Source organism: Streptomyces sp. NPDC003035 (assembly GCF_042888285.1).
Taxonomy (GTDB): Bacteria; Actinomycetota; Actinomycetes; order Streptomycetales; family Streptomycetaceae; genus Streptomyces.
Genome location: NZ_JBIAPJ010000011.1, coordinates 218,556 through 243,285, shown reverse-complemented (window position 1 = coordinate 243,285; position 24,730 = coordinate 218,556). Strand labels below are relative to the sequence as shown.

The window sequence follows — 24,730 nt, the reverse complement described above, 5'->3', positions numbered from 1 at the left end:
GCGCGCGGTCCGCTCCGCAGACGCGACGCGCCGCCGCTACGCGGCGGCCAACTGGCGCGCTCCGCGCGCCAGTTGGAGGCGCCACTCCGTGGCGCCATGCCCGATCGCTCCGCGATCGGGCATCGGGAATTCGCTCCGCGAATTCCCTTAGCTGGCTGGATGGTTGCGGGTCGGCCGGTTTTCGAAATCCCACAGATTTCCATTTCGAGGTTACAAAATATCTGACTCTTGAAAGAAACTCAAAATTGCCTATTCTAAAGGCTATTAATATCCTGTCGGGAATAGATCATGTCTCACGGGCACGCTATTCCCGTGGCCACTGACCAAGGTTCCGCAACTAGCGCCCGAGGCGGCTTGTCGAGTCTCAGGTGAAGCTTGACGATTCGGCGTGGGGTGAAGCTTGACGTCTGGTCTAGGCAATCTCATCCCGCGGGGCGGCTTCGTCCCCCTGCTCGAAATACCCTGCCCTGTTCGGTGGTCCTCAAAGTGACAGTAGGGTTCCCACATGGCAGAAGCGGAGATGGCCCGGCGGGCGCCCAGACAGCTCACCGAGATGCGCAACGTGTACGACCTCCTGGAGGAGGTGCGCCTGCGCCCGGGGATGTGGGTACGAGGTAGTCCATGCTGTTCGGCTATCACGTGGCTCTGAAGGTTCACGGCGCCAAGGAAGAGCTTGACTTCCGGCAGGGCGGCCCGTTCGCCAACTGGCTGTGGCCGCGGCTGGGGTACGAGTACGAAAGCTCGCTAGGCTGGGCGGTGGAGATAGAGCGCGCGGCCGAGGCCGCGGACCGACCCGCGATCGAGCTGTTCTTCGAGCTGCTCAATGAGTTCCGTGCCGAACAGGGCCAGCCGGAGGCCTAGTCGCCGGCCGGCCAGTCTCAGAGTCGTGTCCGATAGGTCTCTTCACTTGGACATCGCGCCTGAGGTCAGGACACGAATCCGAGACCCCTACAGGGTGGTCATGCAGCGAAGCCGACGTTCGTGACGTACTCGTACTGGCCCCACTGAGAGCCGAGGTCGACGATCTGGTCGATCCAGGCGTCGTCCAAGCCCTGGGCGTCACCGGCTACCCAGGCGGCAACGATCCGGTCCCACTTGCGGACGTTCATGGACCGGTACTCCACGTACCGCTGGTGCGGCCGGCTCACCTGAGACTGATTCAGAGGGTGGATCTCAACCCGAGTCCCACCTGCGCTGTTGAGACGCCTCAGCAGGTGCCGGGCCACGTTCCGTCGACGTACGACGGTGTAGGCGCGCTCGATGCGCTCCAGATTCGCCCGAGTCGGCCGACGCTTCCCCTCAAGCCACGCCTTGATCGTCCGGTCCGTCACCGTCAGACCCGCTTCCCGCGCCGCAGCCCTCGCGTGCCCGGTACGGGTCAAGTAACGCAGACGGGCCACCAGTCCACGCCGGACACTCACAGGCGTGATGACCCCACCAGAAAGTTCGTCAAGTTTCCGAGCGACCAACTCGCTGCCCTTGATTCCTCGGGCACCGAACTTACCGAACTCGATATTACGCTCCGGCACACCAACCCCCTCAGAACTCAGCTCGCCCAATTCTATCCCTACACGCCCGCCAATGCAGAACGGAAAGGGCATCAAATCCGCCTCAACTAATGCGGTTGGTGGGGTGATGCCAAGTCATCAGCCTGACAGTTGAGTGAGTCAAAATGGTTCTGTCGGAGTGAGGGCATGGACGACTGTCACCTCCACCGCGGAAGTACAGGTCGCCCGGGACGTCGGCCGTCGCCGTTGAAGTTCGTCGTCTGGCTTTGTTCACGAGAACGGGTTCTGGCTCGCTTTCCGTGATGCACGCACGCTGAGTAACGGCTGACGCTCGGATCGGGCTCCGGGAAGTTCCTGAAAATGACCACGGCCGATCTTGGTGTGGTCGACAGTGCGGCGTCGTGGAAGAGACGTCGCCCCATCTAGGCCGTGTGTCGAAAGTGGATTTTGAGCTTTGGGTAATCACGGTTCATGGGGCGGGGAGATCTCACGGACGAACAGTGGGCGGTGTGGGAGCCGTTGTTGCCGAAGGGGACGAGGACGGGGCGGCCGCCCGTCTGGCCTCGGCGGCGGCTGATCGACGGCATACGATTTCGGGTCCGTACCGGTGTTCTATGGCGGGACGTGCCCGTTGAGTACGGACCGTGGGGCCGGATCTATGACCTGTTCCGCCGGTGGCAGCGAGTCGGCATCTGGCACAGGATCTTCACGCGGCTCCAGTCTCTGGCCGACGCGAAGGGTGTGATCAGGTGGGACCTGAGCGTTGACTCCACGGTGTGCCGCGCTCATCAGCACGCGGCCGGGGCCCGCAAGCAAGGTGACCTGCAGAAGGAACCACCAGGCGGGGTCTTCGCCGAGCCTGGTGATCACGCCCTTGGACGCTCGCGCGGCGGGTTCACCACCAAGCTGCACCTGGCCGTCGAACAGGGCCAGAAGCCCATGTCGGTCGTGCTCACGGCGGGACAGCGCGGCGACTCGCCGCAATTCGAACCCGTGCGGGAGAAGGTCCGCGTGCCTCGCATCGGGCCGGGCCGACCCCGCGTGCGCCCCAGCCGGGTCCGGGCGGGCAAGGCATACGCCTCCCGGAAGAACCGCGCCTACCTGCGCCGCCGGGGAATCCGCTGCACCATCCCGGACAAGACGGACCAAGCACGTAACCGCCAGAAGCTCGGCTCGCGTGGCGGCCGGCCGCCACGTTCGGCTCGCGTGGCGGCCGGCCGCCACGTTTTGACGCGGTCGACTACCGCGAGCGCCACGCGGTCGAGTGCGGAATCAACCGACTCAAGCGTCATCGGGCCGTGGCCACCCGCTATGACAAGCTCGCGGTCCGCTATGAAGCCACTGTCCTCGTAGCAGCCATCAACGAGTGGCTGTGATCAGCACGTGGCGATACCGCGGCGCGGCAGGGCCAGGCTGGCGGGGCGAAGCTGTAGCAGTCTTCCTCGAAGACGACGACCGTGGTGTGATCACGCTGCGTCGTATGGGCGCACTCAGCGGTGTATTCCGTATTGCGACTGCTCACCCGATCATGCCTGGTGACACTCGCTCAACGCTGCGGCAGTACGGCAGTCCGTGTAGCGGCTCCCCGGCAAGGAACCGGGTGATCAAGTCGGCGACTTCCGCTGTCCGTTCCAGGATGACCATGTGATCGGCGTCGCGGACCTCCGCGTGCCAACTGTCGGCACACGCCGCCGCCATCTGGCGGCACAGCTCCGGCGTGGTGAACGAGTCGTACTCGCCGGCCACGGTCAGAACCGGCGTACGAGGCGGCTGGCGGGTATCGAGAGCCTGATGGGTGAGCAGGCGCAAGGTGTTGGCACGCATCTGGTATGCCTCCGCCTCGGAGATGTTGGTGATGCGGCGCAGCAGCAGCCTGCGGATGCGGGCGCCGTTGGGGATACCTGCGAGGCGTTCGGGCGTCATGAGCAGGTCGAGCGTGACGTGCGCGTAAGTCTCCATGTCTCCGGCGGCCAGGTGTTCCAGAGTGCGGCGCATCGCGGCCTGTGCGTGGTCGGGGATGGCGATCATCGTGCCGACCAGGACCATGCGCCCCACCCGGTCCGGGTACCTTCGGGCGATCTCGTAGGCGATGGCGCTTCCGTAGGAGCCGGCGAGCACGTTGACCTGACCGGCATCCCACTCATCGAGCATGTGGCAGACCGCGTCGGCGAGGAAGTCGACGCCGTAGGTTTCGGGCAGCAAGTCGGCTGCCCCCCAGCCCGGGGGGTCGACGGTGAACACGTCCATGCTCCCGAGGAACACCTCTTCACAGCGCCCCCAGGACTCCTTGCGCTGGAACGCACCGCCGATAATCAGCACGGGCGGGAATCGAGGGGCGGATGCGCGGATCACACGTGATTCGCAGGAGAAGCCCTGCCAACGATGTGCTCGCACAAGTGGCTCGCCCGGTGGCGGAGCAGTCTCGGCGGGGAGATGCAGCGTCTTGAGCGGCGTGCCGGAGTAGATCACGCACGGTAAACGATCTTCGAGGTCTGGCGTCACGGCGGCACCCCGGACCGTGCTGAGTATCCGTCAGGTATCTGCATGCCACAGAACGAGATCAACCTCCCATCGAGATCCACTTTCGATACAGGGCCTAGAGGGGTTGTTGTTGCCGTCCATCGCGGACGTGTCGGTGCTGTCGCTGGACGTGAGCCACGAGGTGATGCGCATTGACGCTTGCAGTACGGCGGCGGGGGCGGCATGTTCGGATTGTGGGAGAGAGTCGAGCCGGGTGCACAGCTCTTACCTGCGGTTTCCTGCGGATGTGCCGAGTGGGGGACGTCGGGTGGTTCTCCATCTGCGAGTCCGACGGTTCTTCTGTCCAGAGCCTTCGTGCGAACGGCGGACGTTCGCTGAGCAGATGGCGGGACTGACCCGGAGGCACAGCAGGTGGACCGAGCGGTTGCGTTCAACTCTCGCCGCTGTCGGTCTGGCCCTCGCCGGCCGGGCTGGTGCCCGGATGGCACAGGTCTTCGGGGTGTCCATCAGCCGCAGCGCCGTGCTGCGGCTGCTCGATGCGTTGCCCGAACCGGAAGTCCCGACCCCAAGGGTGGTTGGCGTCGATGAGTACGCCGCACGCAAAGGACGGGTCTACGGCACGGTGCTCGTCGACGTCGAGACCCGCCGGCCGGTGGGCTTGCTGCCTGACCGGGAGGCGTCGAGCCTGGCTGCGTGGTTGGCGAAGCGACCCGGGATCGAGGTCACCTGCCGGGATCGCGCGCCGTTTTTCGCGGAAGGCGCCACGGCCGGGGCGCCCCAGGCTGTCCAGGCCGCTGACCGATGGCATTTGTGGAACAACCTCGGCGATGCCGCGGAGCGGGCTGTCGCCCGCCACCGCCAGTGCCTGCGCGTCCTGGTCCCCGATCGAGAGGAGAACGCCGACGAACCGACGCCGCCTGAAGAGGAAGCGCACTCCCCATGGCGGAGCGACCGGTTCGCCAACCGCATCCGGGCCAGACACGCCACCGTCCACGCGCTGCTGGAAGCCGGCCACAGCCGCCGCTCCATCGGGCGCCAGCTCCACATGACCCACCGCACCGTCAAGAGCCTCGCCGACGCTGCCAGGCCGGAAGACCTCTTTCGCGGCCAGTGGCAGCACAACCGGACCTCCGTCCTCGACGAGCACAAGCCCTACCTGGACGGGCGGTGGGACGAGGGCTGTACCAACGCCTGGACACCCTGGGAAGAGATCGTGCCCTTGGGTTACCGAGGAAGCTACGGCCGGGTCAGCGCCTACCTGTGGGAAAGCGCACCTCACCGCGGCCGGTCACCGCACAGCCACCGGCACCCCGCGTGGTGACGAGATGGATCCTCAGCCGACCGGAGACGCTGACCGAGATCGAACAGCTCCGGCTCAAGGCCGTCCTGGCCAACTGCCCCGAACTCGACGCCCTGACCGGTCACGTCCGGTCCTTCGCCCAGATGCTCACCGAGCGCCAGGGCGAACGGCTCCCACAATGGCTCGACGCCGTCCGCCAGGACGACCGGCCCAGCCTCCACACGCTCGCGGCCGGCATCGACCGAGACCGCGACGCGGTCATCGCCGGCCTCACCCTGCCCTGGAACTCCGGCGTCGTCGAAGGACACGTCAACCGGATCAAGATGCTCAAGCGCCAGATGTTCGGACGTGCCAGCTTCGCACTGCTCCGTAAGCGAGTCCTCCTCGCCCCATGACCGATGTCAGAGGCGCCTGGAATCCTGCCTTCGTCCGAGACAGCCATACCAGGAGCCATGCATGGGAACGTGGGGAACCGGCCCGTTCGACAGCGACCTCGCCGCAGACTTTGTCGATGAACTTGAGGGACTCGCCCACCAGCAGGTCATCGACGTGCTGGAGCGGGCATTCCAACGAGTCACCAGCTCAGGAGCACGCGTCGATGGCGGGGACGGCGCCGAAGCCGTTGCTGCTGGTGCTCTCGTCGCAAGCACCATCCCGGACAGCCCCATCCTGATCGATCCTGATGACGGTCTGAGGGAACCGCTGCCCCATCTACCGGCATCGCTCCGCGCGTCGGCCAGGCTCGCCCTGAACCGGGTACTCCAGGACGGATCAGAAATGGCGACGGGCTGGGTGGACAGCGCCGAAGCCGACCAGTGGCGCCAGGAAGTGCACCAGATTCTCCAGGTACTCGAAGCACGCACTGATCACTAACCGTGACCGTGTCACGGAAAGCGAGCCAGAACCCGAGAACGAGCAGCAGATGTTCATTACTCCGGGAGGCGGGAAGGCTGGTGACTGTTCGTATCCTCCTGCTGGCGCGAGAGCGTCGAGGTGAGTTCGCTGACTACGGCCTCGGGGGACATCGATCCAGCGGCGGTTATCAGTGAGAACGATCATGCCGAACCTCGCCGGGCCGACTCCCGCTGGGGTTCGGTGCCGCTGCGTGGCGGGGGCTCTCGGGTCAGCCGGCCGGGTTGTGTGTCTTTTCGGGAGCCTGCGGCCGGGAGGCGGGGGTGTGGGTCCAGCTGGCGAGGAGGGCCAGGGCTTCGGCGGAGGGGGAGGCGGGTTCGGGGGTGTAGATGGTGAGGGTCTGTTCGGGGTCGCCTTCGACGGCCAGGACCAGGTAGTCGAGGGTGAGGTCGCCGACGAGCGGGTGGTGGAGGCGTTTGGTGCCGGTGGTGTGGGCTTGGACGTCGTGGTCGGCCCACATGCGGCGGAAGGCGTCGCTGTGGAGGGACAGCTCCCCGATCAGCTCGGTGAGCTGCGGGTCGTCGGGGTGGCGTCCGGCGTACAGGCGCAGCATGGCCAGGCAGTCGTCGGCGACCCGCTCCCAGTCGGCGTACAGCGCGCGGGCGGCTTCGTCGAGGAAGACGAAGTGGGCGAAGTTGCGTTCGCGGCGGGGTCGGGCTTCGAAGTCGGTGTAGAGGGCGTGGGCGAGCCGGTTGGCGGCCAGGATGTCCGTGCGCCGCCCCTGGACCACGGCGGGGACGCTGAGGGAGTCCAGGGTCCGGTAGAGGACCGGGTGGACCCGTTGGGGGGCGAGGGGGCGTTTACGGCGGGCCCGGGTGGTGGCGGTGGGCTGGGCGAGGTCGAAGAGGTGGGCGCGTTCGGCTTCGTCCAGGTGCAGGGCGCGGGCGACGGCCTCCAGGACGGTTTCGGAGACGCCCTGGGTGCGGCCCCGCTCCAGACGGATGTAGTAGTCGACGCTGACTCCGGCGAGCTGGGCGACTTCCTCGCGGCGCAGCCCCGGGACGCGGCGCGGGCCGCTGTGCGGGGCGAGGCCGGCCTGTTCGGGGGTGATCCGGGCCCGGCGGGTGCGCAGGAACTCGCGGATCTCGCTGCTGGGGTCCATGGGTCCACGGTACGGCGGTACCTGGCGGGTCAGCGTGGTGAAAGGGGGTACTGGCAGACCCCTGGAAGAGCGGTGCCCTTTACGGCGGCCCACGGGGCGTTCGTGGGTGGTTGCCTTGGATAGCGGGCCCGGTGCACGGCACTGATCGTTCGAGAAGTACGCGCCGTGACGGCTGTAGGAGATCGTCGCTGCCGCTGCCCGCCGTCTGCCCTTACGCCGTACGTCTGGAGAAGAGGACACCCCCTATGGGTTCGAAGTTGATCGGCACTGTCGCGCTCGTCACCGGCGCGAGCAGCGGCATCGGGGCCGCTACCGCCCGCCGGCTCGCCGGGGACGGTGCCTCGGTGGCGCTCGTGGCTCGCCGCAGGGACCGCCTGGGAGTTCTTGCTGCCGAGATCGAGCAGGCGGGCGGCACCGCTGCGGTGGTGGCGGCGGACATCACCGACCGCCTCCAGGCCGAGGACGCCGTACAGCAGGTGGTCGACCGGTTCGGACGGCTGGACTCCCTGGTCAACAATGCCGGCCTGATGCTTCTGGGGCCCGTCGTCGGCGCGGATGCCGAGGAGTGGGACCGCATGATCGCCGTCAACGTCCAGGGTCTGCTCTACATCACCCGCGCCGCCCTGCCGCATCTGCTGAAGGCCGCCGAGCAGGGTCCGCGCCAGGTCGCTGACATCGTCGACATCGGCTCGTACGCCGGCCGGGTGGCGAGCCGGGGCTTCGGCGTCTACAACGTCACCAAGTTCGGGGTGCACGCCTTCACCGAGTCTCTGCGCCAGGAAGTCACCCAGCGCCATGTGCGCGTCGGTGTCCTGGAGCCGGGCGCCGTGGAGAGTGAACTGGGTACGCACAATAAGCCCGAAGTCCGCGTTGAACTGATCGACCCCTTTTTCGAGGGGACCGAGGTCCTGGCCGCCGAGGACATCGCCGACGGCGTCGCCTACATGGTCACCCGTCCCCGCCACGCCGCCGTCGGCGAGCTGTGGATCATGCCCACCGAACAGGCGTGAGCACCTCCGTCACCGATCCGCCACAGCCTGGCCGACGCAACCCGCCAACTTCCCCGACCCGCGGGTGCCGCACGCGGCATCCGAGGAGGAATCCCTCATGAGCAAGGTCATTTTCGTCACCGGTGCCGGACGTGGTCTCGGCACGGACATCGTTCGCCATGCCCTCGCGGCCGGCCACCAGGTCGTCGCCACCGGCCGCCGCCCCGAGGAGGTCGAGAAGGCCCTGGGCGGCCCGCAGGACAACCTGCTGGTCACCAGGCTGGACGTCACCAGCCTGGACGACGCGCGCGCGGCCGCGCAGGCTGCCGTAGACCGGTTCGGCCGCATCGACGTCCTGATCAACAATGCCGGGAACTTCTTCGCCGGCTACTTCGAAGAGGTTTCCCCGGAGCACATGCGGCAGCAGATCGAGACCAACCTCTTCGGCCCGATGAACGTCACCCGCGCCGTGCTGCCTGTCATGCGCGCTCAGCGCGACGGTCACGTCATCACCCTCTCCTCACTCGCCGGTCAGGTCGGCACGGAGTTCACCTCCGCCTACGCCGCGTCCAAGTTCGCCGTCGAGGGCTGGATGGAAGCCCTGCACCACGACATCGCCCCGTACAACATCCGCACCACGATCGTGGAGCCCGGCTACTTCCGCACGGAGCTGCTTGTGGACGCCTCCACGACCTGGCCCGAGCCGACCATCGACGACTACGCCGAGCGCACCACCGCCACGGTCGAAGCCTGGAAGAGCATCAACGGGCAGCAGCCCGGCGACCCCGTCAAGCTGGCCCACGCCCTGCTGACCCTCGCCGGCCAGGAGCAGCCGCCGCTGCGCTTCGTCGCCGGCGCCGACGCCATCGAGGGCGTCTCGGCCAAGGCCAGGGAACTCCTCGCCCAGGTCGAAGCCTCCCGCGAACTGGGCGGCAACCTCGCACACGACGGCACCAACGCCTGACGCCACCCCACGCACCGGGCAGGACAACCGACCCGCCCGGTGCGCCGAGAAGACGCGGTCGCAGTCAGCTGACCCGTCCCCGGGCGCGGTCGCCAGTGGTCCTCGGCGCGCTGGTACGGGCCGCCTCTGCCTGGGTGGCGGCCGGTGCTGCTGCGCTCGTGTCCCGCCGCTGGCAGGGGTCCAGAGGGTCGGGCCCCGCTGCGCCATTCGTTCAGTAGGCCCTCGCCCAGGTCGCATCGGGGTTCAGGCTGGCCCTGTGCAGATACAGCGGGTGATCACTGGAGCCGAAGGCACGGCCGAGAATCGCGCCGTTGACATGGGCGCGGCGTCCGCCCTCGGCTCGGGCGGCTGGGCTCGTTCGGATCTCGACGGCCTCCAGGTGCCTCCCAATCTCGTGAAGCCTGCTGCTCGACGTCGTGAACAAAGCCAGTCGTCGATGGCGTCGACGTCCTGGGCATCGACGAGAGGGAAGCGGCCTGTGCGGGCGGGCGAGGTGGCGCATGCGCGCGTGGATCCTGGCCGTGGAGTGACAGGGCCGTCGATGACTCCGGAGTTCGGTGGCTGTGAGTGTCGGGTGGTGACGGTGTCGAGGTCGCGTTCCAGGTGTCGAGCGAAGGGTGAATTGCTGGAGGTTGGGCGGGCGTGCCGAGGGCGTCGGCGAGCTCTGGGCCAGGGGTCAGGCCGACGCCTCCGCAGGCTGGGGGCGTCTTGTGGGGTGCCGGGGGTCCGGCGGTGGCTGCGGTGCTGGAGGAACGGTGCGGGTGTGTGCGTACATGGAACTGACGCCGAATCAGCGGATGACCAACCGGTTCCGTCTCGCCTGTCTGGCGACGCTGATTCCGTACCATCAGCGGCCCGCGGCTCTGGAGGCCTGGCTGGGCATCGATCCGGCCCTGTTCTTCATGGGGTTCGACCCGCCTACCCCCGTCATGGAGGCCGTCCAGCGGTTGGGTGGCATGAGGCTGCGGGCCGCCCTCGCGCACGCAGTCGGCAGTGCCGGCATCCAGCGAGCCCTGTTCGACCTCGACGTTCCTGAGGTCGATGGGGCGTTGCTGGGCAGCCATCGGCTGGGGTACGAGGCGTGGTGTCTGTTGCGGATACGGGATTCTCTCGCCGCTGCGGCCGGCCGTTCGTATCACCAGGACCGTCATCGTCGGGGTTGTTCTCGGGTGACGTCGACCTTGCGGCGGCCCGCCCTGCTTGACCGGCGTGGCGAGCACCCGCCGACGGCTCGCGCGACCGCTTGGGGGACCGTGTGTGCCGCGGGCGGGGCGGCCCGGGTGCGGGGCCTCGTCGCGCTGTTGCCCGGCCGTGGCGGCCCGGCCGACGCCGATGTCGTCGCGGCCTTGGCCGAGGCCGATCCGGAACCGTTTCTCGACTGCGCGGCCGAGCGCCGGCTCGGCACGGGCGCGCTGCTGCGCCGCCTGCGCGCCGCGCATCGCACGGACCGTCCGCCCTGGGGGTGCAGTGGGTCATGCGGTCGATCTTCAAGGAGCCGTTCCGGATCGATTGGCGGCTGGTCGTGGGGGCCGGGCTCGGGGGTCGGTTGCCGCGTAGGGCTTCGGAGGTGCTGCGCTCGCGCCCTGACTGCCCGCCGAAGGTGGCTGTCGTTCTCAAGACCGGTCGGCCGGCTGTCCCCGGTCGCCCGTTGCCGCCTTCCGCTCCTGAGGCGGTGGCGCAACCGCCGTGTCGGTGCCCCAGCGGCCATGGGGTTCCGCAGTGGCCTTGTCGCCTGGGTGTTCGCGCCATCCCGCGGAGTGGCCGCGCCGCGGAGTTCTGGAAGTCGCGCCTGTCCATCCTCGACCGGCGTGGCGCCGGGACGACGACAGTCCCGATGTCGGGTGCGGAGTCAGGGTTGGCTTTCCCGCGTAGTTCAGGGGGTGATCGGCCGGTACTTCAGAGCCTCGTCGACGATCTGTTCCGCAGACGTGTCCTGATGTTTCTCCGAGGGGTGGAAGAGCAGGTCGCTTACCCGGGGATGCGGCACGTTCGCCTCGAGAAGCCGCAGATAGTAGTCACTCTCGGGGTCGGCCGTCAGGACTCTGCGTACGATCTCCACGAGTTCGGCCTGGGCGATATCCGCAACGACGGGGCGAGCCGGCCTGGCCGCCTCTCGTGTGAACTCCTCCGGACTCCTGCTGCCGTGGCACTCGGCGAAGTCGAGCGCCCCGTAGTCATGACCGGTCATGGCGTTGAAGGCCGCGATTGCCTCGTCGGCCGCCTCCGGGCCGGCTTCCAGCAGGTCGGCGATCCGGTCCACGTCGGCGCGAAGCTCCTCTGGGCGCTGGCGAGTGGCGGGCGGGGGCATCAACTCCGGTCTCAGGTCCACAGCAGAAGGATGTTCCTCGACGCCGACGCTCCCACGCCGTGCTCTTGGAGCGCTGCCCATTCTCGTCAACGGGCAGTCGCGGGCGCGGGTGCGGGTGCCTGGCGCGGGTGAGGTTTCAGGATCGGGCGGTCGGGGACGTGGCGCGCTCGTCGGTGATGTCGATGCTCCCCCTGGCGGCCCTGCTGGCTGGGCCGCGGGCCCGCGCTGCGGCTGTGTCGCAGGCGAGTGTGGTCCACCGGGGCGGAGCAGCGGTGTTCGTCCAGGCAGTCAGAGCGGTCGCGGCGATGGGCCGGGTGGGCGGGAGAGCGGAGGCAAGGGTGACTGCCATACCCGCGCGTGTCTCGGCGGCCGGCCGTGTGCGGGTGTCACGGCGGCGGAGGTGAGTGAGCTCGTGCTCGAGGACCGGCGCAAGGTGCTGGGGGTGCTCGGGGTGGAACCGGTGGCCGGTGAGGCGCAGGGGCCCGCGCCGGCTGTGGCCGGTCGCGCGGGGCGTCCTTGAAGCTGTGCCGGTCGCCGGGCAGCGAGAGAGACCCGCCGGGTCTGCCCGTTCGCTCGAGAGGAATGATGGGGTTTCAGGCAGTGGTGATCGGCCCCGATGGGCCTTGTGGGGATGGAAGGAAGCCGTGATCGTCGACTACCGTTGCTTCGCGGAGCGCCTGAGTAATCCGGGCCGTACGCGGTGGAGCCTTCTGGAGGAGTTTCAGCGGGAGTGGGGTCTCTCGGAGGTGCGGGGAGCGCAGCCGGGGGGCGGGGTGCGGGAGGTGGGTGGGCCTGTACCCGCTGCGCTGCTCGAGTGGCTTGCGTCGTCGTGTAATGCCGTCGTGCGTGCGCCGGAGCTCTTCGATGTTCAGTGGTTGTTGCCGCCCGAAGAGCAGGTCCCGCGGATGCCGGTCCACGCCGGCGGTGTTGCGGCCGATGCGCTCCTTCACGCCTTCCTGGCCGAAGGCCAGGGCTGTAACCGCTGGGCCTACCCCGCCTCACCGGCGTCCCAGTCCGATCCGGTGGTGCTGGTCGACGACGATCCGGACGGGAGCGGGCCGGGATGGTTCCAGCAGAGCCGTTCGCTCTCGGAGTTCGCCCTGCAGCTCAGTGTCGTGCGCCTGCCGCGCAGTTTGGGTTGGGTCGCGGGCAAACCCGCCGTCGGTGCGGATGTCCTCGCGCGGGCTGCAGCGACTTTTCCCGAGATGGGGTTCTTCCCCTGGCGGGAGATGGCTCAGCACACCACGCTCTACGGTGCGCGTGACGCCATCATCTACGCGGACAGCAGCCGCAGCCCCGACCGCGAGTTCGACTGGGACTTCCCCCAGCTCATGATCGCTGCACGGACATACGAAGCACTGCTCGATGCCGGGCGGGCCGTCGGGCTGGAATGGCATGACGACGAGATCGGACCACCGCCCGAGCCCCGTCCACGGTCGGGTTGAACGACAAGCCCTGTGTCTGGAAGGCAGGGGCCCGCGCGGTATTCCCGTCTGGACAGCTCAGGGCCATGGCAGGTTGCAGACATGGAGCACGTCGCTTCCTTCTACGGTGGCGGGATGTCCACGCGCGAGGACCGTTCCTGGAACGCGGTGGCTTTGCGTCTGCTCGACGATGTCTCTGTGTTCGTCGCGATGGGCCCGCAAAGTGACGGGGGTTGGGCCTGGGGCGCCCTTGCCGTGATGCACCGCACGGTCCGCGATCCTCGCGGCTGGACGGTACTCGATGGGGTCAGCGACAGCGAGGTCCGGCAGGCCCTGCCTGCCTGTCCGTTCGGTCCCTTGGCCGTCTGCGAGTTCGCTCGTCACCTCCTTCCCGTCCTGACCGAGGAGTGGCAGTCGGAACCCGGCCCCGCCGGGAGGCGGTGCTGATCGACGCCCGCACTCTGCCCGCCCGCTATGGGCCGCACGCCCGTTTCTGGACCAACGCGGAGGCGGCGGCCGCCGACCCGGCGTACGACCGCGGGCTGGAGATCCTGGAGGGCGTCGGCCTGATCGCCGTATCGGTCGACGGGGTCGGCGTCTTGTGGTCGTTCGGCGCGTATGCGCCGGTGTCAGTGCCCAAGGGGCCTGGAGCGCAGTGGGTGTTTCCATGCCCCTCGGTCAGTGGCGGTGTTCACGCTGGCTTTCGCGCCGGTTCGGGTCTACCAGGATGGGATGCGAGGGGTTCGCGGCTGCCGCAGGTGGCGGTGAACTGCACGCCGGTCCACGCCGCCTGGACGCTCGGCGAGCTCAGGGACCTGGATACGTGCACCGAGAAGGCGTGGTTCCTTTCTCGGAGGTGGGCTGGCCAGTGGTGGCGGGTCGCGGACCGCGGGCCACTCGTGGCGGTGTACGAGCGGCTCGTGCCGGCTCGTTGAGGTTGGCCTGAGCGAGCGAATGTGGCGGCCGTGCGCTGTGCGACTTGTGGCCCGGTGGATCCCGCACGGTGGGGGTGGCGGGGGCTGTGGGCATGGCCTGCCGTCGGCGGGAGGGGGGTGTGTGGTGCCTGTCTTGCTGGGCGGTGGTGGTCAGGGGCTGGGCTTGGGCAGGGGGTGATCTCACGCTGTGCCGTACCCGTTCGGCCTACTTTTCAGCGCCTGGCGGAGGCAGTCCTTCTATGGTCGAAGCGACCGTCTCGGGGAGTATGAGGAGGTCCAGGTGAATCGCCGTACTGCCGTGGCCGGTATAGCTCTGGCTTTCGTTGCCGTCGCGCCGCTCTGTGGAGCGGCGCATGCTCAAGAGGATCTCGACTGCCGCGATTTTCGCTTCCAGGAAGACGCCCAGGCCGTCTTCGAGATGGACCGCAGTGACCCGCACCGGCTCGACGAGGACCAGGGGCCGGATGACGGCATCGCCTGCGAGGTGCTGCCGAGGAGAGGGAGCACCTTCCCCACACCCACACCCACACCCACACCGACGCCGACGCCGACGTCGACGCGCACGTCCGTGCCGACACCCACGTCCACGTCCACGTCCACGTCTGTCGGTCCGACTGTGATGCCCAGTCGCGGCGCTCAGGGCGGAGTGGGCGGCGCAGCTGGGCCCAGCGGCCTCGAGACGGGGGCCGGCATCGTCCTTGCGGCGGGTGCGGCTGTCGGTCTTTCCTGTGCCGTTCTGCGGCGTCGCCGGCGCCCTTGAGCGAAGTGGTGAGGCAGCCGGCGTCAGGGGGGGGTGATGTTCACCGCTCGGGGCCGGTCGGCTCGCGGGGAACGGTCCCGGGGGGGGTTGTGCTGGCTCACCGGGGCCAGGCTGGGCCCGAAGCGGCCGCGGATTGCGGCCGGGCGGGGCGATCAGTCTTGTGTCTGTGGGTGGGGTGGGTGGCCGGGTGTGCCGCGCGGGGGTTGGTAGGGGTCAGGCCGGGGGGTGGAGTCCTGTCAGGAGTTGGTCGAGGGCCTGTTCGGCGGCTTGTGGGTCGCCGCCGCGTGCGATCCAGAGGGCGGCTTCGTTCATCGCTCCGGAGAGGAGGTGGGCCAGGGGTTCGATCGGTTGGGGGGTGATGAGTCCGGCTGTGGCGAGTGCTGTCAGGGCGTGTGTGAGGTGCTGGGCGGAGGACTGTTCGTCCAGGGTGCGCCACTGGTTCCGGTCGAGGACGGTGGGTGGGTGCGTCGATCAGCAGGATCTGGCGGACTGCCGGTCGGTGGCGGCGGCGGCGAGGAAGGCGTGGCAGCCGGCGCGGAGTTGTTCCCGGAGGTCGTGGTGTTGGTGGGCTGCGGTGGCGACGTGTTGTGCTCGCCACCCGGGACGTGGCGGGCTCCCGCGACTTCTCCATCCGCCGCCTCGGGTTCGAGGTGGCCTTCGAGGTGGACTGGTACGTCAGTCTGCGCCGCGCGGACGCCCCGCAGTACGAGCCGGCCCTCCTCGACCGTGCCCAGCCGACCGTTCCCGAGGGCCACCGCATCGCGCTCGGGGGCGGTTTGCTGGTGAACTTCGAGGTGGACGACGTGGACGGCGAGCACCGGCGGCTCGTGGCGGGGGGCGGCCTGCGGGAGGTACTGCCGCTGCGTACGGAGGAGTTCGGCCAGCGCCACTTCATCGTCGCCGCCCCCGACGGCGTGCTGAGCGACGTGATCACCGTCGTCCCGCCCGGTGAGGAGTTCGCCGCCCCCTACGCGGACGCCTGATTCCCGCCGGCGGCGGGCCTGAAGCGTGATGTCCGTACGGCGTGGTGAGCACCTTCCGGCCGGCGGCGGCCCGCTCCCCGCCGGGGGCCGTTAGGATCGCGGGCATGGCCCTGATCATGAGTGATGTGGATCGGTTCGAGGCTGCCAGGCCCCGGCTGGAGGCCATTGCCTACCGGCTGCTCGGTTCCGCGAGCGAGGCGGAGGACGCGGTGCAGGAGACGTTTCTGCGCTGGCAGGCGGCTGACGCCGGGCGGATCATGGTGCCTGAGGCGTGGCTGACGAAGGTGCTCACCAACTTCTGTCTCAACCAGCTCGGTTCGGCGCGCATGCGGCGTGAGACGTATGTGGGCAGGTGGCTTCCCGAGCCGCTGCTCGCCGGGGACCCGATGCTGGGCCCGGCGGACACCGCCGAGCAGCGCGAGTCGGTGTCGTACGCCGTCCTGGTGCTGCTGGAGCGCCTGTCACCGGGTGAGCGGGCGGTGTACGTGCTGCGGGAGGCGTTCGACTACCCGCACCGGGAGATCGCCGAGATCCTCGACATCACCGAGGCCGCCAGCCAGCAGATCTATCACCGGGCCAAGAAGCACGTCGCCGACGGCAGGGCGCGCACGGAGATCGACGAGGCCGCCGCCCGCAGGATCGTCGAGGAGTTCCTGGCCGCGGCGACCAGTGGCCGTACCGAGCCTCTCGTACGTCTGCTCACGCAGGACGCCGTCTCGGTCGGTGACGGCGGCGGGAAGGTTCCGGCGCGGGCGAAGGCGTTCGAGGGTGCGCTCGCGGTCGCCACGTTTCTGCGCGGGCTGTTCAAGCCCAGCCGGGCCAAGCGGGCCTATGTGGGCGGCGCGCCCGAGATCTATGCCGCGACGGCCAACGGCGGGCCGGCGGTCGTGGCGGTGGTGGACGGCCGTGTGGTGGGGGTGACGTGTCTGGAGGTCACCGCGGAGGGCATCGTCGCGGTGCGCAGTCAGGTCAACCCGGACAAGCTCGTGCGTGCGAGCGAGCGGTGGGCCGCGGCGGGCCGCGGGGAGTCTCCTCTGTACGTCCTGTGACACCCCTCCCGGGGCGGTGTGATGTGCTTCACATCCTGTTCCTGTCAGGAAACGCCGGGCTGTCCGGTTCAAGGGGCGACACCGCGACGGACCGCGGCACCACCTCGCAGACAGGAGCAGGCCCATGCAGCACCGCATCGTCGTCCTCGGAGCCGGCTACACCGGAGCCGTCACCGCCGGCCGCCTCGCCAGGCGGCTGCGCCGCGAGGACGTCACCATCACCCTGGTCAACCCGGAGCCGGACTTCGTCGAGCGGGTCCGGCTGCACCAGCTGGCGGCCGGCCAGGACCTCACCCCCCGGCCGTTTCGCGAGATGTTCGCGGGCACGGGCGTGGCCCTGAAGCTCGCCAAGGTCACGGGCGTGGACGTGGAGCGCAAGGCGGTGACGCTCGCGGCCGTGGACGGCACCGGGCAGGAGGAGGAGCTGGCGTACGACACGCTGGTCTACGCCCTGGGCAGCGGCTGGAACGGCGGGGGTGTCCCCGGCGTCGCCGAGCACGCCCACGAGGTCGCCGGCCGGCCCGGCGCGCTGCGCCTGCGCGAGCGTCTGGCCGCCCTGGAGGCGAGGGGGTCCGTGGTCGTGGTCGGCGGCGGGCTGACCGGGCTGGAGATTGTGACCGAGATCGCTGAGGCCCGCCCGGACCTGGACGTCGCCCTGGCCGTCCGCGGCGCCCTTGGTGACTGGCTCTCGGACAAGGGCCGCGCTCACCTGCGCAAGGTGGTGGACCAGCTCGGCATCACCGTCCACGAGCACACCGCGGTCACCGCCGTGGACGCGGACGGTGTGACGGCGGCCGACGGCCGGAGGCTGCCCGCCGAGGTCACGGTGTGGACCACCGGCTTCGCCGTCCACCCGGTCGCCCGGGCCACCGCCCTGGAGCTCACCGAGGGGGGCCGGATCGTGGTCGACAGCACGATGCGCTCGCTCTCCCACCCCGATGTGTACGCCGTGGGCGACGCCGCGATGGCGATCGGCCCGGGCGGCAAGCCGCTGCGCATGTCCTGCGCCTCGGGTGTCCCGATGGCCTGGCAGGCCGCCGACGCCATCGCCGCCCGCCTGGCCGGCACCAAGGTCCCGCGCGTCCCCATCCGCTACTTCCAGCAGTGCGTCTCCCTGGGCCGCAAGGAGGGCCTGATCCAGTTCGTCACCGCCGACGACCGGGCGGTCGAGCGGGCCCTGACGGGCCGGGTGGCCGCCCTCTACAAGGAACTGATCTGCAAGGGCGCGGCCTGGGGTGTCGCCCACCCGACCGCGGGCGTGCCGGCGCGGCGCCGGCGGGTCGTACGGCAGGAGACCGGGAGCGGTGCGCGGGCGCAGACGGCGGCCGGGGCAAAAGCGGCGCTCTGACCTTGCCCGGGTGCCGGTCACATCGGCTCGGTCCTGCGGGCCTCGGTTCTTGTCCGGTTGCCTGGCCTCGTGCCGAAGCGGCGCTCTGACCTTGCCCGGGTGCCGGCCGCATCGGCTCGGTCCTGCGGGCCCGGTCCTCGTCCGGTTGCCTGGCCTCGTGCGGAACTGCGGGTGCCGAACTGCGGGTGCCGAACTGCGGGTGCCGGCCGGCGTGACGAACGCGCGTGACGAACGCGCGTGACGAACGCGCGTGACGAACGCGCGTGGTGAGCGCGTCGGCCGGTGCCGCCGGTCCGGTTCACGGCGCCCGGTCCGGTTCACGGGCGCCCGGACCGGTCCTGGCGGGCACCGGAGGCGTGCGGGCGCGGTGGCGGTACCGCGCCCGCCGGGCGGCATCCCTCCCCCGGTGCCGGGCGCGGGGATGAGCCCTTTCGCCACCGGGCCCGGTGCTCGCCACAACCGATCGGTCCGGTTCCGCGTCCTCCTTCCAGAGCCGCTCCGGCCGGCCGGAGCGCAGCAGCGCCGGCTGCCAACCCTGGAGGGGCATCATCGGCACGTCCATCCCCGCTACGTCCATCCCCGGCCCACCCGCCCCGACCGCGCGACCCCGCCGGGCCGCCGGGATCGGCAGGATGCTGCTGGGCGGCGTCGCGGGCGTCCTGCTGACCGCCGCGTTCCTGACCGTCATCTGGTGGCCGCAGAGCGAGGTGACCTACCGCAGCAAGGCTCCCGCATCGGTGGCCTACCCCGACGGCTTCCCGCACGTCCTCGAGCTGGTGCACCGGCACACCCTGTCCGGGCGGCACTCCTCCACGATGGTGATCGGCAGGAGTCCGAACATGTCCTACGGGCACTGGGTGGACATCGACACCGTCCTGGGCGCGAAGGGGATCGAGTCCACCACATGGACGCAGTCCGGAGTACGCGTCCGCTTCCCCACCGGCCACGAACTCTTCGTCCCCGCCCGGTCTTTCTTGTACGGCAGGTGAGCTGCCCGGGTCTGGTCGCAGTGTGTCGGGTTCAGACGTCGTGGGTTGTGGTCGGTCCTGGCGAGGGCTCGCGCCGTTGTTGTGGGGATGTGGCCCGCTCCCTGTGGGAGTCGTTGGTGTCAGTGGGCGGCCTCACCATGCGCGCCATGAGCGAGCACTACGAGATCGTCTTGTCCTGCTTCCTGCGAAACGACACCCCTGAGTCCGCCCTGGCCGCCTGTCGCCGGCATCTGGGCATGGAGTCCGACTGTCCCGAGGACCTTGATGAGGAGGAGCATCCTTGGCCGCTGTTCCTCACGTATCCCGGCAGCGAACTGCCAGGAGGGGATAGTGCGACCATGCGGAGCTCGGCTCGGAGATGGTGGACGAGCTCGGCCGCCCCATGTGGGAACTCTTCGCGCGTACCTACTGGGTCGACGACAACCTGCCGCTACTCGATGCACTGCTGAGGCCTCTCGCGCCACACGTCGCAACCCCGGGACATGGGGGCTACACGCGACACGAGTACGACACGGAGCCGACCGTGTTCGTGTTCCGGGACGGGGGCTATGAGCAGGTGTCGCTGGGACACGCTGGCTGATCCGGGACTCGAGTCATGCCATGCCGTCGTGTGAGCCGACGAAACCGATGAGGATCGCCGCGATGCCGACAAAGGCGAGGAAGTGCTCGGCGTTGGGTTCGTCGCGTCGGTGGAGCCGTCGGCAGCCGGCGAGCCAGGACATGGTTCTTTTTCGCAGCGCCGTCGCTGACGAAGACGACTTCCCCGAGCCGGCTGCCCGACTGGCCGGCGCCGAAGCCGCGGCGCTTATGCCCGTGTACGCCGATGAACGCGCCCCTCTGCTCCGTCGCTGTCCTCGCCCGACAGCGACGGAGGGCTGCGGGCCCGCCGGCAGGCCGAGCCGTCCAGCGACGAGGTGGGCCGATGACACCTGAAGCGGCCCCGCGCACCACGCCCACCGTCCGCCGGCGCGCCGTGCGCGCCGTGCGCGCGGACGAGGCCAGGCAGGGGCCGGGCAGGGGCTGGGTTCGGGTGGGGCGGCGCAGCGGTGTGTCAATGAAAGTTGACACCGCGAGAGGTGTCAACGTAAGTTGACACCATGACCGATGCGACCGATCTCGCCGCACGAGCGGGCGACCGCGACCCCCGGGTCGGGCTGCGGGCCGTCTCCGCTCTGCGGCGGCTGCTGGAACAGCTGGAAGCCGTCCAGGTGCGCAGCGCGCGCAGCCAGGGATGGTCGTGGCAGGAGATCGCGACCGAACTGGGAGTCAGCCGGCAGGCCGTCCACAAGAAGCACGGGAGGCAGTGATGTTCGAACGGTTCACGAAAGCCGCACGCTCGGTGGTGAAGGGCGCGGTCGAGCACGCGGAGCGGGACGGCGCGAGGGCCGTCACGCACGAGCATCTGCTGCTGGCCCTGCTCGACCGGGACGACACCCCGGCCGCGGCCGCGCTGCGGCAGCTGTGCCCGCCCGGACGGCGGCCGTCCCTGCTGGCCGCCCTGGCCGACGCCCGGCGCCGGGCGGGCCTTTCCCGGGCGGACGCGGAGGCCCTGGCCGGCCTCGGCATCGACCTCGGCGCGCTCGTGGCGCGGGTGGAACAGACCCACGGCACAGGCGCGCTGGCGGGCGGCCACAAGGACCCCGGCCGGTGGCCGGGCCGCCGGCCCTTCTCGCGGGAGGCCAAGAGTGTCCTGGTGCAGTCCCTCCGGGTGGCGCTCGCCCGCAAGGACCGGGAGATCGGCGACGAGCACATCCTCCTGGCGCTCACCACCACCGGCGGAATCGTCGCCGAGGCCCTGGCCGACCACGGCGTGACCTACGCCTCCGTCGACACCGCGGTCTCCGGCCCGGCAGCCCCCTGAGCCCCCTGAGCCCCGTGGACACGGCTGCCACGGCTGCCACGACTGCCACGCCCGTCCGCGGCGGCGCGGTACCGGGCGGCGCCGTACGAAGGCCCGACACAAGCCGCGCCGCCTGGTGGGGGTTTCGCGCCGCCGGGCACCGCTGGAGCCGGCGCCGCGGATTTTGCGAGACTGCCCCCATGGCGCACGAAACACCCGCTGACGCACCGGCCATGACCATGGCCGTCCTCTTCGACCCCGAACCCGAAAGGTGGGGCCTGCGCGGCGACACCCACGTGTGGCGGACCCTGCGCGAACGGCTGTCCCACACCGAGGTCCCGCCGTCGGTCGACGACGTCACCGCCCTGCTGCGAGCGGCGTTCGACCAGGCCGTGGGCGTCGACCTCGCCCGGGACGAGTCCGAGGCCGTCTACCGCAAGGAGTACGCCCACGGCGGGATGTCCAGCGGCATGGTCCACCTCAAGACATGGCGCGAGCGTCTGATGCCCCTGCTCACGCAGCGCGCCAAAGCCCTGCTGGCACACTGACGCGGCCGCGGCGCCGACCGCCAACAGCCCTGCCCGTAGGCCGGGTTGACCGGCCAGGCGGCTCCAGGGCCTCCAGCGGGCCCCAAAGGAGCGCCGTCCGGCCGGGGGGTCCGTCCGCTGGGACCCGCCCGCGGGCGGACACCGGTGAGCTGCCGCGGGCGGAAGGCCTCTTCGTACCCCGGCCGGAGAGCAGGACGGACCGGTGCGGCCGGCGACCGCACACCTCCGCCGCGCGGGGCCGGCGGCCTCACCGACGCGGCCGGCGGCGACAGCCCTCTCAACCGGCAGCACGGGAAAGGGAGTTCAGCGCCCGGTCGCGCTCCCCGCCGAGGGGCGGGCGCCCCTGGCAGCCCTCCGCGCGCGGTGGGGCGAGCGGGAGACGGCCACCGGGCCGAGCCGCCCGGGCGGCGGCGGAAAGGCTCACGGCCCGGGGGCGAGGCGGAGCCGGTCGCGGTCCGGGGGTATCACCGGCACGGCAGCCCGCCGCGCACCGGCCCGGCCCGCCGGCAGCCGGATACGGCTCCGCGAACCGGCCGCCGACCGGACACCGGGCACCGGGCAGACTCCAGGGCCTCATCGCCGCGCCCCGGAACGACCGCACGGCTCCGAGCAGCCGGGACGCGGCTTCACAAGCCGGGCACCGACCGGACACGGGGCACACCCCGGAGGCATCATCACCGCCCCCGGGACGACCGCACGGCTGAGCGCCGCCTGCCCGCGCCGACAAGATCGATTGTCAGTGGCGGGTGAGACGGTAGGAGCATCACGTCGGCCGAACGAGGGGGAGCTGTCATGTCCGGAAACCAGAACTACATCAATCACGTTGCTCTCGTGCTGGACGCCAGTTCGTCCATGTCGCACCTGAGCCGCAAGGTCGTCGACGTCGCCGACCAGCAGATCGCCTACCTGGCCCGCCGCTCCAGGGAACTGGACCAGGAGACCCGCGTCACGGTGTACGTCTTCGCCGACACGGTGGAGTGCGTCATCTACGACAAGGACGTGCTGCGGATGCCGTCGCTGAAGCAGCTCTACCGGGTCGGAGGCATGACGGCCCTGCTGGCGGCCGCGCTGAAGTCGCAGCGGGAGCTGGCGCAGACCGCCCAACTGTACGGCGACCACAGCTTCCTGACGTTCGTGCTGACCGACGGACAGGAGAACGCGAGCCACCGCTGCCCGGACTCCCCCGCCAGGGATCCGCGTGAACTGGTCAAGGCCGTCGCCGAGATGACCGCGACGCAGCAGGACAACTGGACGCTGGCCGTCCTCGTGCCGGACCAGATAGGCAAGCGCGAGGCCATGCAGTGCGGTTTCCCCAAGGAGAACATCGCCATCTGGGACGCCACGAGCACCCAGGGCCTGGAGGAGGCCGGGCAGGTCATCCAGCAGGCCACCGAGAAGTTCATGGTGGGACGCGCCCAGGGCATCCGGGGCTCGCGGGCGGTGTTCTCCATGGGCGCGCAGACGGTCAACAAGGACACCATCAAGGCGGCCGGCCTCACCCCGGTGAAACCCTCGGAGTACCAGCTGATCCCGGTGGCCCGCGACGCGGGGATCCGCGAGTGGGTCCTGGAGTGCGGCCACGCCTACCGTACCGGCGGGGCGTTCTACCAGCTGAGCAAGCCGGAGAAGATCCAGGCGCAGAAGCAGATCGCGGTACTGGAGAAGAAGACCGACCGCGTCTACAGCGGGCCCGAGGCCCGGGCCCTGCTCGGCCTGCCGGACGTGGAAGTGCGCGTCAAGCCCGACCACAACGACGACTTCACGATCTTCGTCCAGAGCACCAGCGTGAACCGCAAGCTCGTGGCGCACACGCGCCTGTTGCTGATGATCTGACGCCTCAAAAGCACCGTCGCGTCCGCCGCCCGCCGGGTCCGGTCGGCCGGACCCGCCGACCGGCCAGGCGGCGAAGCCCGGCGGCGGGGCCAGGAGGCGGCCGGCGGGGCCGGGAGGCGGCCGGGAGGCGGGGGCCGGGCTGGGGCCTGTCTCCAGGGCCAGGGGCGGCCGGGCGGCGGGGGCCGGGCTGGGCCTGTCTCCAGGGCCAGGCCAGGGGCCATGCCGGAGCGGCGAGCGGCGTCCGGTGCGTGCGATCGCACGCCACGCAGGAGGCGGTCCGTGCGGAGCGCCGACGGCCGAGACGGCAACGCGGCGTGGGGGTGCCTCCCGTGCCCGCAGGGCCACGCGGCAGCGCGTGGGCGGGCGCCGCGAGCCCGGCCCGGCACGGCCCAGGAGACACCCCCCTAGGCTTGGGGCATGGCTGGTGACGGCGAGTACGAGCGGGACCAGAACTACCTGACGACGCGGATCACGGCCGATGGCCGGGACGGCTACCCGGTGGAAGCCGGGCGCTACCGGCTGGTCATCGCCCGGGCCTGCCCATGGGCGAACAGGGCCGCGATCGTCAGGCGCCTGATGGGCCTGGAGGACGTACTGTCCCTGGGCATCGCCGGCCCCCTGCACGACGAGCGCAGCTGGTCCTTCCACCTCGATCCCGGCGGCAAGGACCCGGTCCTGGGCATCGAGCGGCTGCAGGAAGCCTTCTTCAGGCGTGAGCCCGGCTACCGGCGCGGCATCACGGTGCCCGCGATCGTCGACATCCCCACCGGCCAGGTGGTCACCAACGACTTCGCCCAGATCACCCTCGACCTGGGACACCAGTGGACGGCCCACCACAGGGACGGCGCGCCCGACCTCTACCCCCAGGAGCGGCGCGAGGAGATCGACGAGCTCGCCGGCACGATCTTCCGCGACGTCAACAACGGCGTCTACCAGTGCGGCTTCGCCGGCACCCAGAAAGCGTACGACAAGGCCTACCGCCGGCTGTGGGAGCGGCTGGACCGGCTGGAGGAACGGCTCAGCAGCCGGCGCTACCTGGTGGGCGAGACCATCACGGAGGCCGATGTCCGGCTCTTTGTGACCCTGGTGCGCTTCGACGCCGTCTACCACGGCCACTTCAAGTGCAACCGGCACAAGCTGACGGAGCTGCCCGCCCTGTGGGCGTACGCGCGGGACCTGTTCCAGACCCCGGGCTTCGGCGACACCATCGACTTCGAGCAGATCAAAGCGCACTACTACGTCGTGCACAGCGACATCAACCCGACCGGGATCATCCCCCAGGGCCCGGACACGGCCGGCTGGCTGACCGCGCACGGGCGCGAAGAACTCGGCGGACAGCCGTTCGGCGACGGCACACCGCCCGGCCCGCCACCCCCTCACGAGCGGGTCCCCCCGCTCCCCTGAGCCAGGAACAGCACAACAGCCGTACCCGAACCGGGGCCGGCCCCCGGCCCGGC

General features: G+C 70.0%; 24 protein-coding genes and 2 pseudogenes. 20 read left to right on the top strand and 6 right to left on the bottom strand.

The features are described from left to right. Window positions 1-621: 621 nt before the first annotated feature. Entirely contained in the window at window positions 622-861 is a 240-nt protein-coding gene (locus ACFYV5_RS31340; protein WP_389173995.1) for a hypothetical protein, read from the top strand. A 98-nt stretch (window positions 862-959) separates the two neighbouring features. Here ACFYV5_RS31340 and ACFYV5_RS31335 read toward each other — a convergent pair whose 3' ends face one another. Next, on the bottom strand, window positions 960-1,529 hold the full coding sequence (locus ACFYV5_RS31335) for a transcriptional regulator (protein WP_389173992.1): 570 nt from the start codon (window positions 1,527-1,529) through the stop codon (window positions 960-962). Window positions 1,530-1,979: 450 nt separating this feature from the next. On the opposite strand from ACFYV5_RS31335, the pseudogene ACFYV5_RS31330 reads away from it, so the two are divergent. Beyond that, window positions 1,980-2,884, top strand: a pseudogene (locus ACFYV5_RS31330) (IS5 family transposase). A 142-nt stretch (window positions 2,885-3,026) separates the two neighbouring features. Here ACFYV5_RS31330 and ACFYV5_RS31325 read toward each other — a convergent pair. After that, a complete protein-coding gene (locus ACFYV5_RS31325; protein ID WP_389173989.1) occupies window positions 3,027-4,010 on the bottom strand; it encodes an alpha/beta fold hydrolase in 984 nt (327 codons plus the stop codon). A gap of 163 nt (window positions 4,011-4,173) precedes the next feature. Here ACFYV5_RS31325 and ACFYV5_RS31320 point away from each other — a divergent pair, with 163 nt between their 5' ends. The 3 genes from ACFYV5_RS31320 to ACFYV5_RS31310 all read left to right on the top strand — a co-directional run bounded on the left by ACFYV5_RS31320 (window position 4,174) and on the right by ACFYV5_RS31310 (window position 6,162). Then, complete coding sequence (locus ACFYV5_RS31320) at window positions 4,174-5,310, top strand: ISL3 family transposase (protein ID WP_389174016.1); 1,137 nt, start codon at window positions 4,174-4,176, stop codon at window positions 5,308-5,310. After that, window positions 5,307-5,684: a transposase gene (locus ACFYV5_RS31315; RefSeq protein WP_389173986.1), complete on the top strand. Its 378-nt coding sequence runs from the start codon at window positions 5,307-5,309 to the stop codon at window positions 5,682-5,684. Before ACFYV5_RS31320 ends, ACFYV5_RS31315 begins: the two co-directional genes overlap by 4 nt. A 61-nt stretch (window positions 5,685-5,745) precedes the next feature. Beyond that, window positions 5,746-6,162 carry a DUF4259 domain-containing protein gene (locus ACFYV5_RS31310; protein ID WP_389173983.1) on the top strand — a complete coding sequence of 139 codons (417 nt, stop codon included), beginning with the start codon at window positions 5,746-5,748 and terminating at the stop codon, window positions 6,160-6,162. 250 nt (window positions 6,163-6,412) lie between these two features. Here ACFYV5_RS31310 and ACFYV5_RS31305 read toward each other — a convergent pair whose 3' ends face one another. Then, window positions 6,413-7,303, bottom strand: coding sequence for a helix-turn-helix transcriptional regulator (locus ACFYV5_RS31305; RefSeq protein WP_389173980.1), 891 nt, complete (start codon window positions 7,301-7,303; stop codon window positions 6,413-6,415). Between the two features lie 245 nt (window positions 7,304-7,548). Here ACFYV5_RS31305 and ACFYV5_RS31300 point away from each other — a divergent pair, with 245 nt between their 5' ends. Both ACFYV5_RS31300 and ACFYV5_RS31295 read left to right on the top strand, forming a co-directional pair. Then, window positions 7,549-8,313 (top strand): SDR family NAD(P)-dependent oxidoreductase, encoded by a 765-nt coding sequence (locus ACFYV5_RS31300; protein ID WP_389173977.1) that lies wholly within the window; start codon window positions 7,549-7,551, stop codon window positions 8,311-8,313. Window positions 8,314-8,410: 97 nt separating this feature from the next. After that, the gene (locus tag ACFYV5_RS31295; protein WP_389173974.1) at window positions 8,411-9,256 is read left to right on the top strand and encodes an SDR family oxidoreductase; all 846 of its coding nucleotides are present in this window, start codon (window positions 8,411-8,413) and stop codon (window positions 9,254-9,256) included. Window positions 9,257-11,129: 1,873 nt separating this feature from the next. Here ACFYV5_RS31295 and ACFYV5_RS31290 read toward each other — a convergent pair. Next, window positions 11,130-11,516, bottom strand: coding sequence for a hypothetical protein (locus tag ACFYV5_RS31290; protein ID WP_389173971.1), 387 nt, complete (start codon window positions 11,514-11,516; stop codon window positions 11,130-11,132). A 692-nt stretch (window positions 11,517-12,208) separates the two neighbouring features. Between ACFYV5_RS31290 and ACFYV5_RS31285 the strand changes: the two genes are divergently transcribed. The 3 genes from ACFYV5_RS31285 (at window position 12,209) to ACFYV5_RS31275 (ending at window position 13,923) form a co-directional block, all read left to right on the top strand. Further along, entirely contained in the window at window positions 12,209-13,009 is an 801-nt protein-coding gene (locus ACFYV5_RS31285) for a hypothetical protein (protein WP_389173968.1), read from the top strand. A gap of 81 nt (window positions 13,010-13,090) precedes the next feature. Next, window positions 13,091-13,435, top strand: a complete 345-nt coding sequence (locus tag ACFYV5_RS31280) for a hypothetical protein (protein ID WP_389173966.1) — start codon at window positions 13,091-13,093, stop codon at window positions 13,433-13,435. After that, complete coding sequence (locus ACFYV5_RS31275) at window positions 13,429-13,923, top strand: hypothetical protein (RefSeq protein WP_389173963.1); 495 nt, start codon at window positions 13,429-13,431, stop codon at window positions 13,921-13,923. Before ACFYV5_RS31280 ends, ACFYV5_RS31275 begins: the two co-directional genes overlap by 7 nt. A 973-nt stretch (window positions 13,924-14,896) precedes the next feature. Here ACFYV5_RS31275 and ACFYV5_RS31270 read toward each other — a convergent pair. After that, window positions 14,897-15,130: pseudogene (locus tag ACFYV5_RS31270) on the bottom strand (TetR/AcrR family transcriptional regulator); the annotation flags it as partial. Window positions 15,131-15,270: 140 nt separating this feature from the next. Between ACFYV5_RS31270 and ACFYV5_RS31265 the strand changes: the two are divergent. From ACFYV5_RS31265 to ACFYV5_RS31245, 5 genes are all read left to right on the top strand, one after another. Beyond that, entirely contained in the window at window positions 15,271-15,666 is a 396-nt protein-coding gene (locus ACFYV5_RS31265; RefSeq protein WP_389173961.1) for a VOC family protein, read from the top strand. A 104-nt stretch (window positions 15,667-15,770) separates the two neighbouring features. Further along, the gene (gene sigJ, locus ACFYV5_RS31260; protein WP_355115217.1) at window positions 15,771-16,715 is read left to right on the top strand and encodes an RNA polymerase sigma factor SigJ; all 945 of its coding nucleotides are present in this window, start codon (window positions 15,771-15,773) and stop codon (window positions 16,713-16,715) included. A 124-nt stretch (window positions 16,716-16,839) separates the two neighbouring features. Beyond that, window positions 16,840-18,063, top strand: coding sequence for an NAD(P)/FAD-dependent oxidoreductase (locus tag ACFYV5_RS31255; protein WP_389173957.1), 1,224 nt, complete (start codon window positions 16,840-16,842; stop codon window positions 18,061-18,063). A gap of 632 nt (window positions 18,064-18,695) precedes the next feature. Then, window positions 18,696-19,052 carry a hypothetical protein gene (locus tag ACFYV5_RS31250; protein ID WP_389173954.1) on the top strand — a complete coding sequence of 119 codons (357 nt, stop codon included), beginning with the start codon at window positions 18,696-18,698 and terminating at the stop codon, window positions 19,050-19,052. A 358-nt stretch (window positions 19,053-19,410) separates the two neighbouring features. Continuing rightward, entirely contained in the window at window positions 19,411-19,632 is a 222-nt protein-coding gene (locus tag ACFYV5_RS31245; RefSeq protein WP_389173951.1) for a hypothetical protein, read from the top strand. Between the two features lie 13 nt (window positions 19,633-19,645). Here ACFYV5_RS31245 and ACFYV5_RS31240 read toward each other — a convergent pair whose 3' ends face one another. After that, a complete protein-coding gene (locus tag ACFYV5_RS31240) occupies window positions 19,646-19,774 on the bottom strand; it encodes a hypothetical protein (RefSeq protein ID WP_389173948.1) in 129 nt (42 codons plus the stop codon). Between the two features lie 375 nt (window positions 19,775-20,149). On the opposite strand from ACFYV5_RS31240, the gene ACFYV5_RS31235 reads away from it, so the two are divergent. The 5 genes from ACFYV5_RS31235 to ACFYV5_RS31215 all read left to right on the top strand — a co-directional run bounded on the left by ACFYV5_RS31235 (window position 20,150) and on the right by ACFYV5_RS31215 (window position 24,677). Further along, window positions 20,150-20,359, top strand: coding sequence for a helix-turn-helix domain-containing protein (locus ACFYV5_RS31235; protein ID WP_389173945.1), 210 nt, complete (start codon window positions 20,150-20,152; stop codon window positions 20,357-20,359). Then, complete coding sequence (locus ACFYV5_RS31230; protein ID WP_389173942.1) at window positions 20,359-20,913, top strand: Clp protease N-terminal domain-containing protein; 555 nt, start codon at window positions 20,359-20,361, stop codon at window positions 20,911-20,913. The genes ACFYV5_RS31235 and ACFYV5_RS31230 overlap by 1 nt, the downstream gene beginning before the upstream one ends. 179 nt (window positions 20,914-21,092) lie before the next feature. Further along, window positions 21,093-21,440: a hypothetical protein gene (locus ACFYV5_RS31225; protein WP_389173939.1), complete on the top strand. Its 348-nt coding sequence runs from the start codon at window positions 21,093-21,095 to the stop codon at window positions 21,438-21,440. Window positions 21,441-22,232: 792 nt separating this feature from the next. Beyond that, window positions 22,233-23,273 (top strand): vWA domain-containing protein, encoded by a 1,041-nt coding sequence (locus tag ACFYV5_RS31220; RefSeq protein WP_355115207.1) that lies wholly within the window; start codon window positions 22,233-22,235, stop codon window positions 23,271-23,273. Between the two features lie 417 nt (window positions 23,274-23,690). Beyond that, complete coding sequence (locus ACFYV5_RS31215) at window positions 23,691-24,677, top strand: glutathione S-transferase family protein (protein ID WP_389173936.1); 987 nt, start codon at window positions 23,691-23,693, stop codon at window positions 24,675-24,677. Window positions 24,678-24,730: the final 53 nt, after the last annotated feature.